At 38.4% G+C, this 18,209-nt stretch carries 16 protein-coding genes; 11 read left to right on the forward strand and 5 right to left on the reverse strand.

Annotation, left to right across the window (positions count from 1 at the left end; all coding sequences use genetic code 11):
- Nucleotides 1-24: 24 nt before the first annotated feature.
- On the reverse strand, nucleotides 25-1,011 hold the full coding sequence (locus AC2INI_RS16140; RefSeq protein WP_486306412.1) for a rhodanese-like domain-containing protein: 987 nt from the start codon (nucleotides 1,009-1,011) through the stop codon (nucleotides 25-27).
- 403 nt (nucleotides 1,012-1,414) lie between these two features.
- On the opposite strand from AC2INI_RS16140, the gene AC2INI_RS16145 reads away from it, so the two are divergent.
- From AC2INI_RS16145 to AC2INI_RS16160, 4 genes are all read left to right on the forward strand, one after another.
- Nucleotides 1,415-3,112: a sensor histidine kinase gene (locus AC2INI_RS16145; protein WP_122032463.1), complete on the forward strand. Its 1,698-nt coding sequence runs from the start codon at nucleotides 1,415-1,417 to the stop codon at nucleotides 3,110-3,112.
- A 3-nt stretch (nucleotides 3,113-3,115) separates the two neighbouring features.
- A complete protein-coding gene (locus AC2INI_RS16150) occupies nucleotides 3,116-3,736 on the forward strand; it encodes a response regulator transcription factor (RefSeq protein WP_256372587.1) in 621 nt (206 codons plus the stop codon).
- Nucleotides 3,737-3,829: 93 nt separating this feature from the next.
- Nucleotides 3,830-4,507: a Rossmann-fold NAD(P)-binding domain-containing protein gene (locus AC2INI_RS16155; RefSeq protein ID WP_486306413.1), complete on the forward strand. Its 678-nt coding sequence runs from the start codon at nucleotides 3,830-3,832 to the stop codon at nucleotides 4,505-4,507.
- Nucleotides 4,508-4,598: 91 nt separating this feature from the next.
- Complete coding sequence (locus tag AC2INI_RS16160; protein ID WP_486306414.1) at nucleotides 4,599-5,525, forward strand: LysR family transcriptional regulator; 927 nt, start codon at nucleotides 4,599-4,601, stop codon at nucleotides 5,523-5,525.
- Between the two features lie 108 nt (nucleotides 5,526-5,633).
- Here the strand turns inward: AC2INI_RS16160 and AC2INI_RS16165 are convergent, their stop codons facing one another.
- Complete coding sequence (locus AC2INI_RS16165) at nucleotides 5,634-8,042, reverse strand: beta-mannosidase (protein ID WP_486306415.1); 2,409 nt, start codon at nucleotides 8,040-8,042, stop codon at nucleotides 5,634-5,636.
- A gap of 521 nt (nucleotides 8,043-8,563) precedes the next feature.
- On the opposite strand from AC2INI_RS16165, the gene AC2INI_RS16170 reads away from it, so the two are divergent.
- From AC2INI_RS16170 to AC2INI_RS16180, 3 genes are all read left to right on the forward strand, one after another.
- Entirely contained in the window at nucleotides 8,564-10,441 is a 1,878-nt protein-coding gene (locus tag AC2INI_RS16170) for a methyl-accepting chemotaxis protein (protein WP_162922433.1), read from the forward strand.
- Between the two features lie 267 nt (nucleotides 10,442-10,708).
- A complete protein-coding gene (locus tag AC2INI_RS16175; RefSeq protein ID WP_122032467.1) occupies nucleotides 10,709-10,996 on the forward strand; it encodes a hypothetical protein in 288 nt (95 codons plus the stop codon).
- Between the two features lie 38 nt (nucleotides 10,997-11,034).
- A complete protein-coding gene (locus tag AC2INI_RS16180; protein WP_486306416.1) occupies nucleotides 11,035-11,463 on the forward strand; it encodes a hypothetical protein in 429 nt (142 codons plus the stop codon).
- Here the strand turns inward: AC2INI_RS16180 and AC2INI_RS16185 are convergent.
- Nucleotides 11,455-11,940, reverse strand: a complete 486-nt coding sequence (locus tag AC2INI_RS16185; protein ID WP_122032469.1) for a hypothetical protein — start codon at nucleotides 11,938-11,940, stop codon at nucleotides 11,455-11,457. The genes AC2INI_RS16180 and AC2INI_RS16185 overlap by 9 nt on opposite strands.
- 451 nt (nucleotides 11,941-12,391) lie before the next feature.
- Here AC2INI_RS16185 and AC2INI_RS16190 point away from each other — a divergent pair, with 451 nt between their 5' ends.
- Nucleotides 12,392-12,514, forward strand: coding sequence for a hypothetical protein (locus tag AC2INI_RS16190; RefSeq protein WP_256372588.1), 123 nt, complete (start codon nucleotides 12,392-12,394; stop codon nucleotides 12,512-12,514).
- A gap of 54 nt (nucleotides 12,515-12,568) precedes the next feature.
- Here AC2INI_RS16190 and AC2INI_RS16195 read toward each other — a convergent pair whose 3' ends face one another.
- Both AC2INI_RS16195 and AC2INI_RS16200 read right to left on the reverse strand, forming a co-directional pair.
- Nucleotides 12,569-14,350, reverse strand: coding sequence for a methyl-accepting chemotaxis protein (locus AC2INI_RS16195; protein ID WP_486306417.1), 1,782 nt, complete (start codon nucleotides 14,348-14,350; stop codon nucleotides 12,569-12,571).
- 265 nt (nucleotides 14,351-14,615) lie between these two features.
- Complete coding sequence (locus AC2INI_RS16200; protein ID WP_486306453.1) at nucleotides 14,616-15,305, reverse strand: DNA-3-methyladenine glycosylase I; 690 nt, start codon at nucleotides 15,303-15,305, stop codon at nucleotides 14,616-14,618.
- 135 nt (nucleotides 15,306-15,440) lie between these two features.
- Here AC2INI_RS16200 and AC2INI_RS16205 point away from each other — a divergent pair, with 135 nt between their 5' ends.
- From AC2INI_RS16205 to AC2INI_RS16215, 3 genes are all read left to right on the forward strand, one after another.
- Entirely contained in the window at nucleotides 15,441-16,619 is a 1,179-nt protein-coding gene (locus tag AC2INI_RS16205; RefSeq protein WP_486306418.1) for a MerR family transcriptional regulator, read from the forward strand.
- Nucleotides 16,620-16,623: 4 nt separating this feature from the next.
- Nucleotides 16,624-17,160: a GNAT family N-acetyltransferase gene (locus tag AC2INI_RS16210; RefSeq protein ID WP_486306419.1), complete on the forward strand. Its 537-nt coding sequence runs from the start codon at nucleotides 16,624-16,626 to the stop codon at nucleotides 17,158-17,160.
- Between the two features lie 111 nt (nucleotides 17,161-17,271).
- The gene (locus AC2INI_RS16215; protein ID WP_486306420.1) at nucleotides 17,272-18,195 is read left to right on the forward strand and encodes a Gfo/Idh/MocA family protein; all 924 of its coding nucleotides are present in this window, start codon (nucleotides 17,272-17,274) and stop codon (nucleotides 18,193-18,195) included.
- Nucleotides 18,196-18,209 lie beyond the last annotated feature (14 nt).

An 18,209-nucleotide genomic window follows, 5' to 3' on the forward strand; every position in this document is an offset into this window, starting at 1 on the left:
TTATGATTCCAATTTAAGATTGAATTAGCTTTGTTGGCCGTTGATAACGGTAACGTTCGGCTGTTTTTCTTCATAGTGAGCGTGGCTGTACTCAATCCATGAGCCGTCGTAGTTGTAAACTTCGTCTGCACCCAGAACGTTTTGTAAAATCATGGTGGTGTGTGCAGAGCGAACGCCTGATTGGCAGTAGGCAATGACTTTTTTGCCTTTAATTACATCACCGTATAGTGCTTGTAATTCTTCTACTGATTTTAAGGTAGTGTCTTCATTTACTGCCTTGGTCCAGTTAATGTGAACACTGTTTGGGATTGTCCCCGGGCCAAATGCACCACCAACTGTCGTAGTACCGTTAAATTCGTCATTACCACGAGTATCTATGATTACCCATTCATCATTATTCTGTGCTTGAATGACCATATCCAATGTAGCAAGAGCTGTGTGCTCATGGGTTGGTTCTGCTGCTTGATAATCAGACTCTTCTTGTGAAGGGTTTGCATTGCCTGTTGGTAAATCTGCGCCAACCCAGGCGTTTAATCCGCCATCTAAATAACGAATGTCTTTATGGCCTAGCGCTTCAATTTGCCAAAATAAACGCGCAGCATCGTGGTGTGATGTTGCTGCATAAACAACGATGGTTGAGTCAGAAGTTGCGCCGTAAGTACTTAGGATTTTCTCCATTTCTTCCGTGGTGTTACTCATGCCATCAAATTCATACGCGCCTTCTTTTGCTGAGTAGCCATCACGCCACATAGTAAAAGATCCTTCGATAGGTGCATCAGGTTTTATTGGGTTAAGAGCGCCAATAACCACGACATCCTCATTACTATCCATCAATTTCTTAAGGTCTTGAGCACAAATGAAGTGTTCTGGTTGGGAGTAATGAGAGAATTTCGCATTGAGTTTCTCGTCACTGATTTCAAACGAAGGAGCAGAGAACATAACGTTATAGGTTGGATATCCTATGGCGACAGCAGCGGCAAGAATGCCAAGAGCAAGGGTTGATTTTTTCATTGTCTATTTCCAGTAAGTTAAAGTTTTTAAGCCTCGCAAAAGCAAGGCGGTTAGCATTTTTTGAACCAATACTGGAGAGTGTGATAACTAACTTTTTTATAATTTTTGGTGTTAGGTTATGGTGACAAATTATGATTATTCACTTACCCCCAAGGTAGTAGGGTGATTTTGAGTTATTCAGTAATTCACAACTATTGTGGTAAACCACAATATTGATAAGGACTTGATCTAAAACAATAAAAATATTGTGAAAATCGATGATAACTGCACATATAAAATATGATGTTTAAGGCTATTTTCATTGTTTGATAACCATTCCCCAAAATTATCGGCTTTCTGTCTGTTTTGCAGTGCATTCTTGCTGCTTATTTGTCCATCGTTGTGTTATGCCAATGAAATAAAAGTGAAGCAATATGACGTGGGCGTTTTGGCGTTAAGAGGCCACTATCATTGTAATATTGCTTGGGAGCCAACAATGAATTGGTTGGAATCACAAATACCAAACTCAAAGTTTGTATTACATTCTTATAATTTTGATGGCTTGGAGAATGCATTCAAATCTGGAGAGCTTGATTTTTTATTAACGAGTCCGGGGCAAGCCACCACTTTTGCAAGACAGCTTCCGATTCACTGGTTAGCCACACAGAAAAAACAGCATGAAGTCGCATTGAGTAAAGCCATTGCATCGGCGGTGATTGTTCGGGCTGATTCTCCCTATCATTCTTTACAAGATATCGAATATGCGAGAGTAGCGGCGGTTTCTGAAAAGGCCTTTGGCGGTTTTATTGCTTTCCATTTTGAGATGGATAAACGTGGCTATTTTAATACTGCTTTTTATGATCGCATTCAATTTCCAGGACCACCAACGGATAACTTGATTCGAGCGATTGAGAAAAAGGAGCTAGACGTAGCGATTGCCCCCGCTTGTACACTAGAAGAAATGGTCGAAGAAGGTTTTGTTGAGCGCTCTCAATTTAGAGTTTTAGGTGAACAACAACATGATGGATTTACGTGTGCAGTGAGCACGCCATTATATCCGAATTGGACTTTTGCAAAGACAAGTAGAGCAACCAATGAGATAGGTAAGCAAGTTACCCAAGCTTTATTAGCAATGCCTGCGAATGCAGAGGCAGCCAAAGCTGCGAGTAATGTTGGTTGGACATTGCCAGAAAGCAGTTTGAATGTTGATAAGGCTTACCAACATCTAGATATGCATCCTTTACAAACACCATGGACGCAGCAAATGGAAGATTGGTTACATCGAAATCCTTATCTAGCCTTGATGATGATAATTGGCTTATTTGGTTTAAATATTTACCATTTATTACTGGAATGGCGTTTTAAGCGCAGTAAGAAAGCATTGCGGAAAACATTAGAAGATTTACGTCAAAAAAGCACTCTGCTAGAGCATGCTCAACGTATCATGATAGTGGGAGAATTAGGCAGTAGCCTTGCTCATGAAATCAATCAACCATTGTCAGCAATAAAAAATTACAGCCAAGGCGTTAAATTGCGAGTTGAAAGGGGAAGTAAACCTGAAGAGTTACTGCCTGTGATGGAAAAAATTCAACAACAAGTTAATGTGGCAAGTGACATTATTCAACGTCTTCGAGATTTGATCCATAAGAAACCGACAGAAAAAAAACGCTTCTGGTTAGGTACGTTAGTGAATGACACCTATCGATTGTTAGAGCATGATTTTCAACGAAATAATATTGAATTAGAAATCAATAGTTATGGTGAGCCGAGTATGGTTTTAGCGGACTTTACTGGTTTTCAACAGTTGCTGCTTAACGTATTAAATAATGCGAAAGATGCCTGTGTCATGGTGAATGACTTGCAACAAGCATTATTGGTTACGATTGAAATAATCTATCAAGAAGACCGGGTTCAGATTTCTGTGACCGATAATGGAGTTGGAATTGAAAACAATAAAATACCGTTGGATCAGGCATTTTATACAACAAAAAACAATGGATTGGGCTTAGGATTAGCTATTTGTCGAGAGGTTATCGAAAACCACAATGGCACCATAGAGTATCACTCAGTACAACCAAGGGGCTGCCGTGTGGTGGTAGTTTTACCATATCAGAAGGGATGACAATTGTTAGATAAGGGATACACAGAGCTAAGCGCTTATAATGTTTATGTCGTTGATGATGAAAATTCAGTACGAGAATCTCTGGTTTTTATGCTTGAAGGGTATGGTTTTACCGTTTCTGAATTTTCTAGTGGCCAACAATTTTTAGATAAGGTTGATATCACTTTACCGGGATGTGCAATTTTAGACAGTCGAATGCCAGAACTTAGAGGGCAAGACGTACATAGCTTATTGAATAATGAAAAAAGCCCATTAAGTGTGATTTTTTTAACGGGCCATGGCGATATTCCCATGGCAGTTGAAGCTCTAAAATGTGGTGCCGTTGATTTTTTTCAAAAGCCAGTCGAAGGTGAAGATCTTTGTGCAGCCATAAAGAAGGGGTTACAGTTATCAGATAGGCAGTGTAAGGATTTGGATGTTAAACGAGCATATCAAAATTTAACCTCTAGAGAGCAAGAAGTTCTACAACTGATTGTAAAAGGCTTTAAAAATCAACAAATGTCTGATTCTATGTGTGTTTCTTTGCGAACGATTGAAGTTCATCGATCTAATTTAATGAAAAAATTAGGGGTAAATAGCGTGGTTGATTTGATCATGAGATATGGCAATAGCATCAGTAATTAGTTGTCATCGATATAAAGAATGGTGAACCTGTGTTTTCAATGACATTATTAAGCTAAAATTACAGTGATGAAAGTGAATACTCAGGAGTACATTATGTCAGATTCAATATCAATTATTATTGCTGGTTCAACAGGGTTAATTGGCCATCATTTATTGAATTTTGCGTTAAAAAGTGAAGACGTAGAATGTGTGTATAGTCTAAGTCGTCGACCTATTGAAGAAGCTTGTACTAAGTTGACTCAGTTAGTCACTCCTGGCTTATCCATAGATAAAATGGCACTGGCCGATAATAAACCTAGCATTGGTTTTATTACTCTAGGGACTACGATTAAAAAAGCAGGCAGCAAAGCAGCATTAAAAGCGGTAGATGTCTCTCTGGTAGTGGACGTCGCGCAATCTATGCATGAGGTTGGTGTCGAGCATGTTTATATCGTCTCTTGCATTGGCGCTTCATCATCAGCGTTATCGCACTATTTAAAATGCAAAGGTGAGATGGAAGATAAGGTGACTCAAGTTGGTTTTAAAAGTGTCACGTTTATGCAACCAGGGCCACTGGCAGGAGACAGAGCAGAAGCTCGAAAAGATGAGACATTTTTACAAGGGGTTATGACTGTTTTAAATCCTTTAATGAAAGGTTTCTTATTAAATTATAAGCCTATTGAGGGAGAAGTCGTGGCGCAATGCATGCTTGATTTAGCATTGAAAAATCAAGAACTAATGGGTATTCATCGTTATACCTCAAAAGAGATGTTTAGATTACAAAAGAAGTAAAATGACCTCGAGATAACAATAGGGATTACAATAAAAGAGATGATAACCAAACCAACTGATTTTGGTTTGGTAAAAATTAGTGGAGTAACCCGTGTTGCAGTTTGATTATAATTTATTGAATACATTAGAAGTATTGCTAGAAGAGCAGAGCGTAACTGCAGCCGCATCAAGATTACATTTAAGCCAATCGGCAGTCAGTAAGCAATTGGCAAAGTTACGAGAAGTATTTGATGATCCCTTGTTTGAGCGAACACCTTATGGATTACGATCCACACCAAGAGCAAAACAGTTAGCACCAGAGCTGCGTCAAGTATTACAACGATTAGAGTTATTTACGCGACCAAATGACTTTGAGCCAGATAAAAGTAAGCGAACCTTTGATATTCATATGGTAGAGCCTGCGTATTCGTTGACCTACCCCTACTTTATGCCTGATTTATTAAAGCAAGCACCTCAAGTTAATGTGCACGCTAAAACGTGGCGTCGTGATAGTTTAGAGCAATTATTACGTTGTGAAATTGATTTGGCGATCAGTTGTTGGGAGTGGGATCCTCGCTCAAAATGGCACATTGAGAACATTCCCTCGGAGTTGAACTACGTTGAGTTGATCCAAGATCACGCGGTGTGTTTAGTTCGTGAAGATCATCCATTGTTTCAAGAAGAATGGGATCTAGATACCTTTTTAAAATATCGTCATTTGCAGGTGGTGTTTGGTGGTATTGAACAGTGGTTATTGGATGATATTCTTAATTTGCAGCACCTAAAACGAGACATCGCGGTTAACTTAACTGACTTCCATTCAGCAATGGAGTTATGTGAAAACAGCGATTTAATTTTATGTGCTCCAGCAAAGTACGTCGATACGATGCTCAAGGGCTCACCACTTAAAAAACTCAAAGCACCGGTAAAAATGGAGCCCGGATGTTATGTATTGATGTGGCATAAGCATTTCGATTTTGACCACTCTCATCGTTGGTTTAGAGAGTTAATCATCGATAAAGTAAAAGGGATGGTTTAATTTTTTAGTACAAAATGAGTGACAGAAAAAAGCCAATGGTGAGAGTCATTGGCTTTTGTTTTTCGGCTTAATACATAGAACAGCTAATTAATTACATTGGTATAAGAACTAATAACTGTTAGATAAATCATAGACTCGCAACGTGTTCGTGAGCGTTTCGATATCATCTCCAATGTAGGTTATGGTGACTGGATTTTCAGGTAACAATGTAAAGCTTGAGTCACTAAATCTGCCCTTTCCATCGTGTTCTAAATGCACAAAAAAAGCAGGATTATCGGTTCGTAACGTAATGCTAGCGCCTTCTTGAACCACCTCAATATTCGCTTTTTTTAGAGTGAGCTGTTTTAATCGTTGATTTGCAAACCACGTATTTTGGAGCTGTTTTCCGTTAACGAATGCGTCAACAAAGAAGAAGCTGTTATTAGCACAATCGTGGTATTTCTCATGGCTTAATGACCAAATAACATCATTACCATCAGGCTCAATCGAGTAATTAATTGACCATTGTTTTAAGATCTCTCCATTAAAGTCCATCCAATAAACAGTACCATCAATATGATTTTCATTACGACAGTCATTTACCGCTCTAATACGAACCTCATTATTTGAGATCTCAAAAGGAAGGTATGTTGGTGAAAAAAATCGTTTAGCATGGTAGTGAAGTTGCTTCCATCGACCACTGTATTCAATGCTCGACCATGAACTGACAGGCCAGTTATCATTTAACTGCCAATACAACATGCCACGGCAAATTGGGCTAATCGCTCGCCAATAGTCACACCCTGTTTTAATCGCAATAGCTTGCTGCACTTGGCTTAAATACAGCATGTTTTCAAAGCTAGATGGGAAACGGAAATAGCGAGTAAACATCTCAGTGATGATGCTGTTTCCGCGGCCATTTTTTTGATGTGCTTCAAAGGTTGGAGAGGTGACGTTCCAATCTTCTTCAGGGACAAAGGTTTTCACCTCGGCAAAAGAGGGCCAAGATTGAAAGCCAAATTCAGAGCAAAAACGAGGCTTAATATCGAGATAGGCATCGAATGACTTACCTGAGTGCCAAACATCCCAAAAATGCATATCACCACGATTGTCGTTATGCCACGCATCACCAAAATCCATATCGCCATTACAAGGTGAGCTCGTCCAAAAACGACGGCTTGGGTCTTCCTCTGCAATCCATTTAGCAATATTTCGGTTTAAACGATCGTAATTAACCGTGTAGGTCGTCTTGTTGTTTTTCGATTCATCATACCAACCAATTGCACCAATGACTTCGTTATCACCACACCAAATCACAATAGAAGGGTGATCTTTCAATCGTTGGATCTGTTGGCGAATTTCAGGCTCAACTTCATCTATAAATGCATCAGTAGAAGGGTAGAGTGAGCAGGCAAACATCATGTCTTGCCAAACCATTAATCCTAGCTCATCACAGATATCATAGAACATATCGGACTCATATTGCCCGCCTCCCCATACTCTGATCATGTTCATATTGGCGTCTTTCGCACTGCCTAATAATTCACGATAACGCGCTTCTGATTCTCGGCTTGGCATGGCATCCATCGGGATCCAATTTGCCCCTTTTGAATTGATAGGAAAGCCATTAATGACAAACTCCATTGCTGAACCAATTTGGTCAGGCTTGTTGTTAAGTACTAGCTCTCTAAGACCGATTTTTTTAGAAATAGTCTGGTTATTAAGATCAACATGCAAAGAATATAAAGGCTGTTCACCATAGCCTGAAGGCCACCAAAGTTCAGGCTCTGTAATATGAAAACTAACCGTCGTCATCCCCGTTTTACTGGTGGTGGTCATCTGTATTTGATCGCCAAACGTCACCGTTATTTCATGATCAGCAATAGGATCATGGTTAATCGTGACATTAACTTCAACCCTATTTTGATGCCAAATCTGCTCTGTTTGGGCAGACAATAAAGTGATGTGTTCAATTACATCAATATAAACAGGATCATAAATACCAGAGACTAATAAACAGAGCCCCCAATCCCATCCTGAATGGCATTGTGTTTTACGGATCAGATTCATGTGTGGCACTTTGTTATTACCTACCGCCCATGGAATAGGCATCGGTAAGATTTCGGCTCGTTGCTCTCCTTCTTTATCAACTCTAGAAAAATGCACAGAGATGATATTGTCGCCCAGTTCAACAAACGGTTTGATATTGATGTGATGTAACTGAAACATATTGGTACTGTGTAACACCAGTTCACCATTAATGAATACATCGGCAAGGGTATCTAAGCGACTTAGATTTAATAGCAATGAAGAGGCATTGAGTTCTTGTTGCGACAAATAAAAAGTATGAGATAAATGCCAATCGCATTCCCTTACCCATTGAACGTCTTTTTCGTTCACTCCTTGGTAGGGATCAGCAATAATATTCGCATGATAGAGAGCTTGATAATTATCCCCTGGAATAGTCATGGGAATACAGATAGTTGGGTGTGTCGGAGAGGTCAGTGTCCAATCACCATTAAGAGAAACCTGCGACATAAAAAATCCTTCTGATGCCGTTGATATAGAGACCGTAAGTAAGGAGGGAGTGTATGTTTGAGATGAGAAAAAAAATGTGAGTTTACTCTCGGATAAGAGCGAACCATAGGCTTATTTTTCTATATATTAGAGTGAATGCACAAAATATTTATTGATACTTAACTGTTTAAGAGAGTTAGAAAAGTAGGCTGTTCTCATGTCCGGTCGCCACTTATCTGTGGCTTTCTTTTATTAACCATTACTGAGTTATGCAATCCATTTGACTGATGGATAAAAAATTTTCATCCATAAACAGATAAAGTCTTTTTCTTCGGTGCTCTGTATTTATAAAATCTTAAATTTATCAGTATTAACCATTGTAATAATGAGAGGTTGATTTTATTTTTATGGAATAGTAAATACAATATAGAAGATGCCATTCCAAAACCTTTAATTTAAGTGGTATGATATTCTGTTATATCTTAATGTTGATACTATTGTTATTAGCATGTGCGGAATTTTATAAACGGGTTAACATAAAAATGAATATTTCAATAAAGAACAAACTGACTATCATGTTTGTCGCAGTCATATTAATCATGGCTTCAATACAAACATACATGACGGGTAAGCAGTTAATGGAAGAAACGTATCGTTCTGTTAACCAGTTCTCCGCAGCAATTACCAAATCGAGTGTACTTGGTATCGAGAAATGGATTGACGGTAAAATTCAGATCTTACAAGCAACAGAACAAGCCTTTAACTATTCAGCAGAGCCAATCAGTTATTTTTCTCAATCGGAACATTCAGGCCGATTTGATATTACTTATGCAGGCCTTTCAACGGGTGAGTTTTATCAAAGTAAAAATATACCGGTACCTAATGGATATGACCCACGCACTAGAGATTGGTACAACCAAGCGAAAAACTCAACCAATGCCATTGTTACGAGCCCTTATATTGATGTGGGTACAGGTAAGTTAGTGATTACTATTGCTGATTCATTCAATACGAATGGATACACAGGGGTTATTGGCGCAGACATTAGCATTCAAGCTATTGTTGATGATGTTTTGTCGATTAATCAAGATGGTGTAACTGCTTATCTTGTGGATAGTGATGGTAAATTTGTTGCTCACGATGACCGCAGTATGCTGCAAAAATCCGCGACAGTTTTAGGCAGTGGATTTACGATGAATAATATTGAGAAGTTGGCTCGTAATCATTCTCAATCAGAAGGCATCGTTAATGGCAAAGAGGCATTCATCACAGCAGCTAAAGAGACGACTTCTGGTTGGTACTTTATTGCTGTTGTTGATAAAGATCTTGCATTCGCCTCGGTTCGCAGCGTGATCCGTGATTCTGCATTTATGGTTGTTTTACAGCTGGTGATTATTGCCGCTTTAGCTATGTTTTTAATCAAGAAAGCACTGGCGCCATTGAATATATTAAGCAAAGCGATGGAAGATCTTTCTAAAGGAGAAGGTGACTTAACTCAGCGCATTGAAGTTGATTCAAAAGATGAAATTGGTCATTTAGCTGCTCATGTAAATGCCTTTATTGAGAAGTTGCACACCATCATTAAAGATATCGCAACATCATCATCAGAGCTTAACTCCCAATCAAAAGTAAGTACGCAGGTGGCATGTAAAACCAGTGATGGTTTAGCGATTCAAGTGAATGAAATCACTCAAATTGCAGCGGCAGTACATGAAATGTCCGCGACGGCTCAAGAAGTGGCTAATAACGCTCAGCTAACCGCAGAATCAGCAATTAACTCAACAGAAAGCTGCGAGCAAGGCAAGCAAGTCATTATTCGCAACCAAGAATCAATTACGAATCTAGCAAACCAAGTTGATAACGCGTCTGGGATAATTCAAGAGCTTGAAAGCAATGCTCAACAGATTAACACCATACTTTCAACCATCCGTGATATTGCTGAACAAACGAATCTATTAGCGCTAAATGCGGCGATAGAGGCAGCTCGCGCAGGTGATCAAGGTCGAGGTTTTGCGGTTGTGGCTGATGAAGTGCGTGTGCTTTCACAGCGAACTCACAGTTCAACAGATGAAATTCGCCAGATGATTGAAACATTGCAGCGCAATACCAATAGCGCAGTTCATAGTATGGACGAGAGTAAGAAGTTTGCTCAATCAAGTGTCGATGATGCAAATAATGCTACGACTGCATTAGAAGAAATCTCGTTTTCTATTCAACAAATCTCAGACATGGCAATGCAGATCTCAAATGCGGCAGCGGAGCAAAGAACCGTGACGGACGAAGTAAGCCAAAACATTCAATCAGCAAGTGATGTGTCCGATCAAATGTCAAACGAAGCAAGCAATTCACAGCAGCTATCTGAAGAGTTGCGTGAGATCGCAACGCAGTTGAATAATCAAGTACACTTATTTAAATATTAAACGGTAATAAAAATAGTACCTATGCCTCTGTTGAACTTATTAATTATGTTATTTGTTAATAATCTTCAATCGAGGCATCTTTGTATACATTAACTGAGTATAGTGAGATGTAGGTCTATTTTTACTGAACTATCTATTGATTGTTCTGTTGTGAATAAATAGATTCATTCATAAGTTTTATAAAAAACGGTTAGCTCTAAATAATAAAATATCGCATCCAATTTTAAATCATTTTTGAGACGTTTTATTTAATAGAGGAAACTAACTATGGCTAAATACCAATTCTTTTGCATTCCCAATAGCAATCGTAAGCAATACACCTTTCTTGATATGGCATCAAGCTCGTTCCTACAAGAGAAATCTGCGATTTTAGATCAAGGTTTTGAAGTAGAGGATGATGTCATCTATGCAGATACTCCTGAAGACGCTGTTGAAAAATTCAAATCAAATTTCATTTATGCGGTTGATGAATATGGTAAAGCAAATGTTAGTTATGGCTTTGTCGTCTTTCTACAATCTATCTATAAAATGATTTTTTCTAAGAAAGTTAAATAACTTATCGTAACAATAACAGTGCATGAAAAGGAAAAAGCATGGACAAGGTATTATTTGATTCGAAGAAATATCAGCTCACCGAAAGCAGTTTTACCTATCAAGGCCACAAGGAAAAATTAGAAAATATTTTAAGTCTTAATATAATTCAGTGGGGGAGAAAAGAGCGTATTAAGTATGGAATGGGACTAGGCATATTCAGTGTGATCATGTTCTATACCATTGGCTGGTTTTTAATATTGCCAATCCTCGATGCGTTAAGTGGGAATGAGCTATCTGATTATTTAGTTGAAGCCGTAACTTCATTAGTTTTCATCTTTTTTAGTGTGTTAGGTTACCTTTCTCGTAAGGGATACACATTAGAGTTAGAGAAAGCCAATGGGAACAAAGGAACCATAGGAAAATGCATCCATCGATTAGATTTTGATAAGCTATTAGTGGCCTTTGTAGAGGCTAAAAAGCTAAAATAAATCGTTAAAAGATAGCTGAAGATGGTGCATGAAAATAACACCTTTGGAATCCGGCACAATGCCATTAACAACAGAAAAGGCGATTGTGTCGGTAATAGGGTAAGTAAAGATCAGTTGGGGTATTAAATAAAGACTAATGTCGTCATTAATGTAAGTGATTATTTGGTCTTTTTCATAACCAGTAACTACGCCAGCGACAGCACCTAAATGAACGGATAGATCGTATATTTTTACGCTATCCTCCATTAGAAACTTCCAACCCACTAACGTAGATTTGTTATGGTAAGAGTTAACAAAGTGCGCAACACTAAAGCCATTATTAATGCTTAATCCAATTAACTGGTGGCTTTCATTATAATCATAATCTCGGTCCACATAATGGTTACTGTAGCCTAAAAAAACGACTTCGACAGAGTTTGAATATGCATTAGTTGTAAAGAAAATTAAAAGTAAACCAGGCAGTGAAATCCATTTCATTCAGGCTCCTAAAAAGTAAGAAGGTAAAATGTAATGGTAGTCAGATAATCTTGATTTTTCTTGTTTATTTCTGGTTTTTTGGACTTATGCTATAAAAATAACATGACCACAAATACAATACCAAATACAGCTGGTTTCGCTATAAAACCACTCTTGATGCTGGCGACAACATGGGCAAATCATCTTATCCATATATCCTCACTTAATATTCTTTCTTTTATTAATTATGGAATCTATTTTCTTTTTGGCAAACCAATATTTGAGCTCATGAGGTTCATTTAGAGTTAACTAATGTTTTTATGTAACTGTTAGAAATAACAGTAACAATGTTTTGATAAATAGTCTTTTAAACCTCGATATTTAGTCATGTTTTTGGCGAGTGTCACATTTTGAATGTAACGAATAGAGGTAGAATAAGTTACCGAAACAAAAGTTTGCTCAAGGAGGAGTAATGTTTATATCGGAAGGGTTAAGTCCACTGACAGAATTAGTCATTTGGATGAGTTATGCAATAACCATTGTGATTGCAGTTCTCGGTGTCAGTATTTTGATCGAGTTCAATAAAAAAGAGTAAAACAAAAGACAGCGATATTCTATATGGCTGTCTTTTTTAGTTTAAGGCTAGTTTCTAACTTGTCTTAAATTGTGAAACTTGTTCTTTCATCTCTTCAGCTTGTTCTGCTACCTGTTGCAGCTCTGTCAAACATGCTTGCGCTGAATTAATGTTGCTGTCAGTTAAGTCATTAAGCTCTGTAATAGTTTGGCTTACTTCGTTGGTTGTTGTGTTCTGCTCTTCAATGGCTGAAGCTATCTGAATTGATGAGTCAGAAATGGTCGACATATCCACGATGATTTTATTTAATATCGCTTCTGCACTGCTGGCTTTTTCAACCGAACTTTCACCTTGGTCACTGCATTTCTCAATATTCGTAACCACTTTATCCGTTTGAGTTTGAATGGATTCAATGATCGTTCGTATCTCTTCAGTCGATGATTGTGTTCTTGTGGCTAAAGAGCGAACTTCGTCAGCAACGACGGCAAATCCTCGACCTTGTTCACCAGCACGAGCGGCTTCAATTGCGGCATTAAGCGCTAGAAGATTAGTTTGTTCAGCAATGCTTTGAATCATCTCAACCACACTACCTACTTGACCAACTAAACCGCTTAAATGTGAAATGTCTGTTTGGCTTAAGAGCAGAGTACTTGATAACTGAGAGATCTCCTGAGATGCCGCATGTAAGGTCTCTTGGCCTTCTGTCGCATGCTGATGTGATTGGGTGGCATTACTTGCTGCAGCCTCAGTATTGTTCGCAATTTCAGCGACGGTTAGACTCATTTCATTGACTGCCGTTGCCATCATCATTGTATGTTGTGACTGCTGATCAAAATCGCGTAACACACCTTCTAATTGCTCTCTCATTTCAGACGCACTGCCTGCTAAATGAATTGATTTTTGTTGTGTATCACCAACCAGAGACTGAATGTTATCTAGTAATTGATTAAAACTTAACCCTATTTGACTGATCTCATCATTGCCCATATTTTGAGCACGTAATGAAATATTATTGGTATCAGTGATTTCTTTAATGACATTAGCTTGGTTTGAAATACGGCGAACAATCATTAATGAGAGTGTAATAGACAGGGCAATTAATGAGAGGATTAAAAAGCCAGAGACAAGGTATTTTTGCCAATTTAAATAGGCAATATGTTCATCCACTTTTTCGTTTAGCTCTTGAGCTAACAGAGAGAAATTACTTTCAACTTCAGAAGACTCTACACGAGTTTCGCCTTTCAAGCCTTGATCGTATTTTAAGCCTAATTTGATTTTTTGCTGAATTACCGCATTGGCCTGAGAAGCTAAGGAAAATAGCTCGCCAGTATAATTATTTAGCGTAATAAGGTTACCGTTAGCTACACTTTCATCAAAGCGTAGAATCCCTTCTAATAAACTGATGTTTTGTTGGCGAAACGCTTTAGAGAATAATATTTTTCGATTTTTATGATAATTGGCAAGCAATCCATCTTGCTGAGTTAGTCCTAATACTTGATAGGCACTAATAAGGTTTTTAAACGTGACTTGGTATTCTTCTAATTCTTTCTTTATCAGATCATTGCGCTCAAGTTTAATGTCAAAATCATCAAATATTTGAGATATCTCTTGGCTTTTGTCCATGAATTTTTGAGCATTTTTATCAAACTTCGTAAGGTATTTTAAATCCATTCTCGCCATAAAGTCTTTTTCATTACGACGCATATTAAGCAAATTAATTTCTAATTCTGCTAAATCTAAACGGGCTTGGTTTAGTTGGTTTGAATCTTGGCTGATTTTGTAAGCATACCCAAGGGTAAAGGTCATACCTAGAACACCGACTAGGCATAAAGAGTAAAGTATATGTTTAATTTTCATTTAATTGGCTGTCCATAATTTCGATTACTTTGCGACCATACCTACTATTTTGTAAATTATCAATAGTGTGAATGTAGCATTGCGACTCATCAGATTTTTTGATGTGTCAGGGTGGCAAAGGAAATTAATGGATAGAGTTTTTTGGCCTGAATAATAAATAAAATGATAACCTTACATATATCATATGGATAAATTTAATTTTCAAAACAAAATAAGAGTCAAAATTGGGGGGATATTAGAATGCTCCCCCTTAGAATGAAGAAAATTACACGACTCGATTATCCCCACAGCTATAAGCAATTATTTGGCTAATTTCAGACAAAGATCGCCCTGACTCAGTTTTCCATTGGTTAAATGCTTGAGTTGCTGCTTGAAGTGCTCGCTTCGTATCTCGGCCACTATCAATAATATCGCAATGACGTAAATACGACTCTACATCGGAAGATAAAATGAAGGTATCGACACCCATTTGGCGTAATGCATAAGCACCAGTATTTCCACCTAAGCGTTTTCCGTGTTTTTTAAGATATGCCCATAACCCCGTAATATCGTCCTCAGGCCAATTTGCTACCATCTTGCCAAATGATCCATACCTTAAGCTTGCCATATTAATCATCATGGCATTAGCAGGGATCGTCATTACCTTAGTTAGATGGCGGATAATACGCGGATCTTTAGCTTTCTCCTCCCATGTTTCATCGGGTTGGAGTAGCAACGGTTGAATGCGAAATTGAAAGAAAACCTCTTCAAACTCAGGCCACTTTTTACGAACTACATTCCATGAAATACCACACTGAAAAACCTTTTCTGTAAATACTGCTAACCAACGATCATCAGGGATCGCGGCTAACTCTTCTGGTGATAATGGCTTATGTAGCATCAGCTCTAGTTGTGCTTCCCCACCTTTACGCTGCGCCGCTCGTTGATAAATGGATTCAAATTTTTCAATAGTCATGATTGTCTCTGATTTAAAAGCATGAAGAGATTGAAGCATAAATAGATCTATTTTTGTATTAAAAAGAGTGAACGCTTGACCTGTCTAAAGCTTCATAGTTTATAGTGTTTGTTATCAACCAAGAGGAAAGAGTGTATGTATCGTATTTCTGAGTTAGCACAGCACGTGGGATTAAGTCGTTCAACCTTGTTGTATTACGAGAAGTTAGGCCTGATTTCAGCAAAACGACAAGCCAATGGTTATCGCAGCTATTCAGAAAACGATCTTCAGCGTCTAGTGTTATTGCAGCAATTACAAGCAGGAGGTTTGTCACTAAAAGAGTGTCAGGCTTGTTTAGAGGCTAAAATAGACAGAGAGAAATTGCTGCATAGATTAGAGGTTCTAGATGATGAAATCGCAAAGAAACAAAAAGCGAGAGAGCTTCTATCCTCAATGCTTGGTATGAACTCAATGAGAGAGTGGCATCAAACCATTGAACAACAAGCGCCTTCAGCACATTTAGAATGGCTAATAAAACAAGGGTTTGATGAAAAACAAGCCATGAGATTAAAGTGGTTATCAAAAGACATGAATGAACATGAGCGTTATATGCAAGATTTTAACTTGGTATTTGAAGCGTTAGAAACGTGGGGGCCAGGCAGTAAAGCTGACAGGTTGAAAGCATTAAATATAGTACCGAACCAAATTGATACCATACTGGAAATTGGTTGTGGGCAAGGTATAGCGACTCAGATATTAGCGGAGAATACTCAAGCGACAATCACAGCGGTAGATAATGAAGAGTTTGCCCTAGACGCGTTAATGCAAAAAATGAAAGCAAAAGGCCTCGATAATAGGATCTCAACGCTTTGCGCCAACATGACAAGCCTACCTTGTGAAGCTGCAAGTTTTGATCTTATTTGGTCAGAGGGCAGTGCTTATATCATGGGGGTTGAAGCGGCACTAAAAGCGTGGAAACCGTTATTGAAAGAAGATGGTGTCCTTGTATTAAGTGACGCGGTGTGGAGCGTTGATAAGCCAAAGCAAGAGAGCGTCGATTTTTGGCAAAAAGAGTATCCAGACATGACAACCACGGCTACTCGTATTAAGCAGGCAAAAGAGGCGGGTTATGAATTGATTGATACTTTCCCACTCAGTGAAGAAGCTTGGCAAGCTTATTACCGTCCATTAGAAGCAAGACTAAACGAGCTAAAAGAAGAGTTATACGGTTCTTCTGTTTTGGCTGATATCGAGCGTGAAATCGCAATCTTTCACCAAAGAGCCGGTGAATATGATTATCAAATGTTTATATTAAAAAATTCAAAGATAGGATAAGACAATGAAATATTCTTTATATACAGCAGCACAAACAAACGAGATTAACGCACTATTTACTAAAACCTTTTCTGACTCAGAAGGAGAGCAAGAGGGGCAGTTAATTGGTCAATTAGTAGAAGATCTTATTGGAACCACTAAAGCTGAAGACTTATACGTATTTGTAGCAACAGAAAATGAGAAAGTGATAGGCAGTATTTTATTCACCAGACTGACATTTAAAGCAGATATCAACGTCTTCTTACTTGCGCCAGTAGCTGTACATACGGATTATCAAGGCAAAGGAATTGGTCAGGCGCTGATTAATTTTGGCCTTCAAGCAATGAAAAAAGAAGGTGTAGAATTAGCGTTTACTTATGGTGATCCTAGCTTTTATTCAAAAGTGGCTTTCCAACCAGTAACAGAAGCGCAATTTAAAGCGCCACTTACACTTAGTTACCCTCATGGCTGGTTAGCACAATCTCTAAGTGGTCAAGAGCTGATCGGGATTGATGGTGACTCTTCATGTGTTCCTGCGTTTAATAAACCAGAACTTTGGTAATTTCAGTCTTGCTGTTGGTTAGCGTTAATTTTCTTATTTGATAAATGATGGCAGCCTTATAAAGTTGTGATAGCGTTGCAGTATACCTATCGTATTTAAACAAGGATCATCATGAAAATTGGAATCATTGGCTTGGGTGATATTGCTCAAAAAGCGTACCTACCTATCATCACACAGCTTGAGAATGTTCAGCCGGTTTTTTGTACTCGCAATCTAGAGGTACTTAAACAATTGGCACAGAAATATCGTGTGGATCAATATTGTGAAGATTACCAAGAGCTACTAACTTTGGGCGTTGATGCGGTAATGATCCATGCGGCCACTCGCGTGCATTTTGACATCGCCTCCTTCTTTCTTAAAAACGGAGTACCCACTTTTGTAGATAAGCCGTTAGCGGATTCAGCAGAAGAGGTTGAGCAACTTTACACTATTGCTGCCAAGCATAATCAGCCACTTTATGTTGGTTTTAATCGTCGTCACATCCCGCTCTATAATCAACATTTACCAGAGTTGGCAAACGGAGAAGTAGGTCAGCTACGCTCACTGCGCTGGGAGAAACATCGTCATGCTTTACCGGGTGATCTTCGTACCTTTATTTTTGATGATTTTATCCATCCATTAGACAGTATCAACTTAAACGCTCAGGCGACGATAGATGATCTGCATATCACGCATCAAATGCAAGGCAATCAACTAGCAAGATTAGATGTGCAATGGCAAGTTGGTGAGACTTTACTGCATGCTTCAATGGATCGTCATTTTGGCATCACAACAGAGCGAGTATCGGCAAGTTATGTAAATCAAGCCGTTGAATTTAACTCTTTTGTTGAAGGGAAAATCTGGCATAACAGTACAGAGCAAAAGCTTTCTCTTAAAGATTGGACGCCAATGCTAACCAGTAAAGGGTTTGACCATATGATCCAAGATTGGATTAGTGTTGTAGAGAAAGGGAAGTTAGCCACAACAACGGTAGATCGTAATATTGCCAGTCATCAATTAGCAGAACGCATTTATCAAAAGATCCTTGGTAAGTAATAGTAAAATAAAGA

It is taken from the genome of Aliivibrio friggae (assembly GCF_057368515.1).

Bases quoted from the DNA above. Each gene is read 5' to 3' on its own strand.
- AC2INI_RS16140 (WP_486306412.1), bottom strand. From the start codon at position 1,011: ATGAAAAAATCAACCCTTGCTCTTGGCATTCTTGCCGCTGCTGTCGCC.
- AC2INI_RS16155 (WP_486306413.1), top strand. From the start codon at position 3,830: ATGTCAGATTCAATATCAATTATTATTGCTGGTTCAACAGGGTTAATT.
- AC2INI_RS16165 (WP_486306415.1), bottom strand. From the start codon at position 8,042: ATGTCGCAGGTTTCTCTTAATGGTGATTGGACACTGACCTCTCCGACA.
- AC2INI_RS16170 (WP_162922433.1), top strand. From the start codon at position 8,564: ATGAATATTTCAATAAAGAACAAACTGACTATCATGTTTGTCGCAGTC.
- AC2INI_RS16175 (WP_122032467.1), top strand. From the start codon at position 10,709: ATGGCTAAATACCAATTCTTTTGCATTCCCAATAGCAATCGTAAGCAA.
- AC2INI_RS16180 (WP_486306416.1), top strand. From the start codon at position 11,035: ATGGACAAGGTATTATTTGATTCGAAGAAATATCAGCTCACCGAAAGC.
- AC2INI_RS16185 (WP_122032469.1), bottom strand. From the start codon at position 11,940: ATGAAATGGATTTCACTGCCTGGTTTACTTTTAATTTTCTTTACAACT.
- AC2INI_RS16190 (WP_256372588.1), top strand. From the start codon at position 12,392: ATGTTTATATCGGAAGGGTTAAGTCCACTGACAGAATTAGTCATTTGG.
- AC2INI_RS16195 (WP_486306417.1), bottom strand. From the start codon at position 14,350: ATGAAAATTAAACATATACTTTACTCTTTATGCCTAGTCGGTGTTCTA.
- AC2INI_RS16200 (WP_486306453.1), bottom strand. From the start codon at position 15,305: ATGACTATTGAAAAATTTGAATCCATTTATCAACGAGCGGCGCAGCGT.
- AC2INI_RS16205 (WP_486306418.1), top strand. From the start codon at position 15,441: ATGTATCGTATTTCTGAGTTAGCACAGCACGTGGGATTAAGTCGTTCA.
- AC2INI_RS16210 (WP_486306419.1), top strand. From the start codon at position 16,624: ATGAAATATTCTTTATATACAGCAGCACAAACAAACGAGATTAACGCA.
- AC2INI_RS16215 (WP_486306420.1), top strand. From the start codon at position 17,272: ATGAAAATTGGAATCATTGGCTTGGGTGATATTGCTCAAAAAGCGTAC.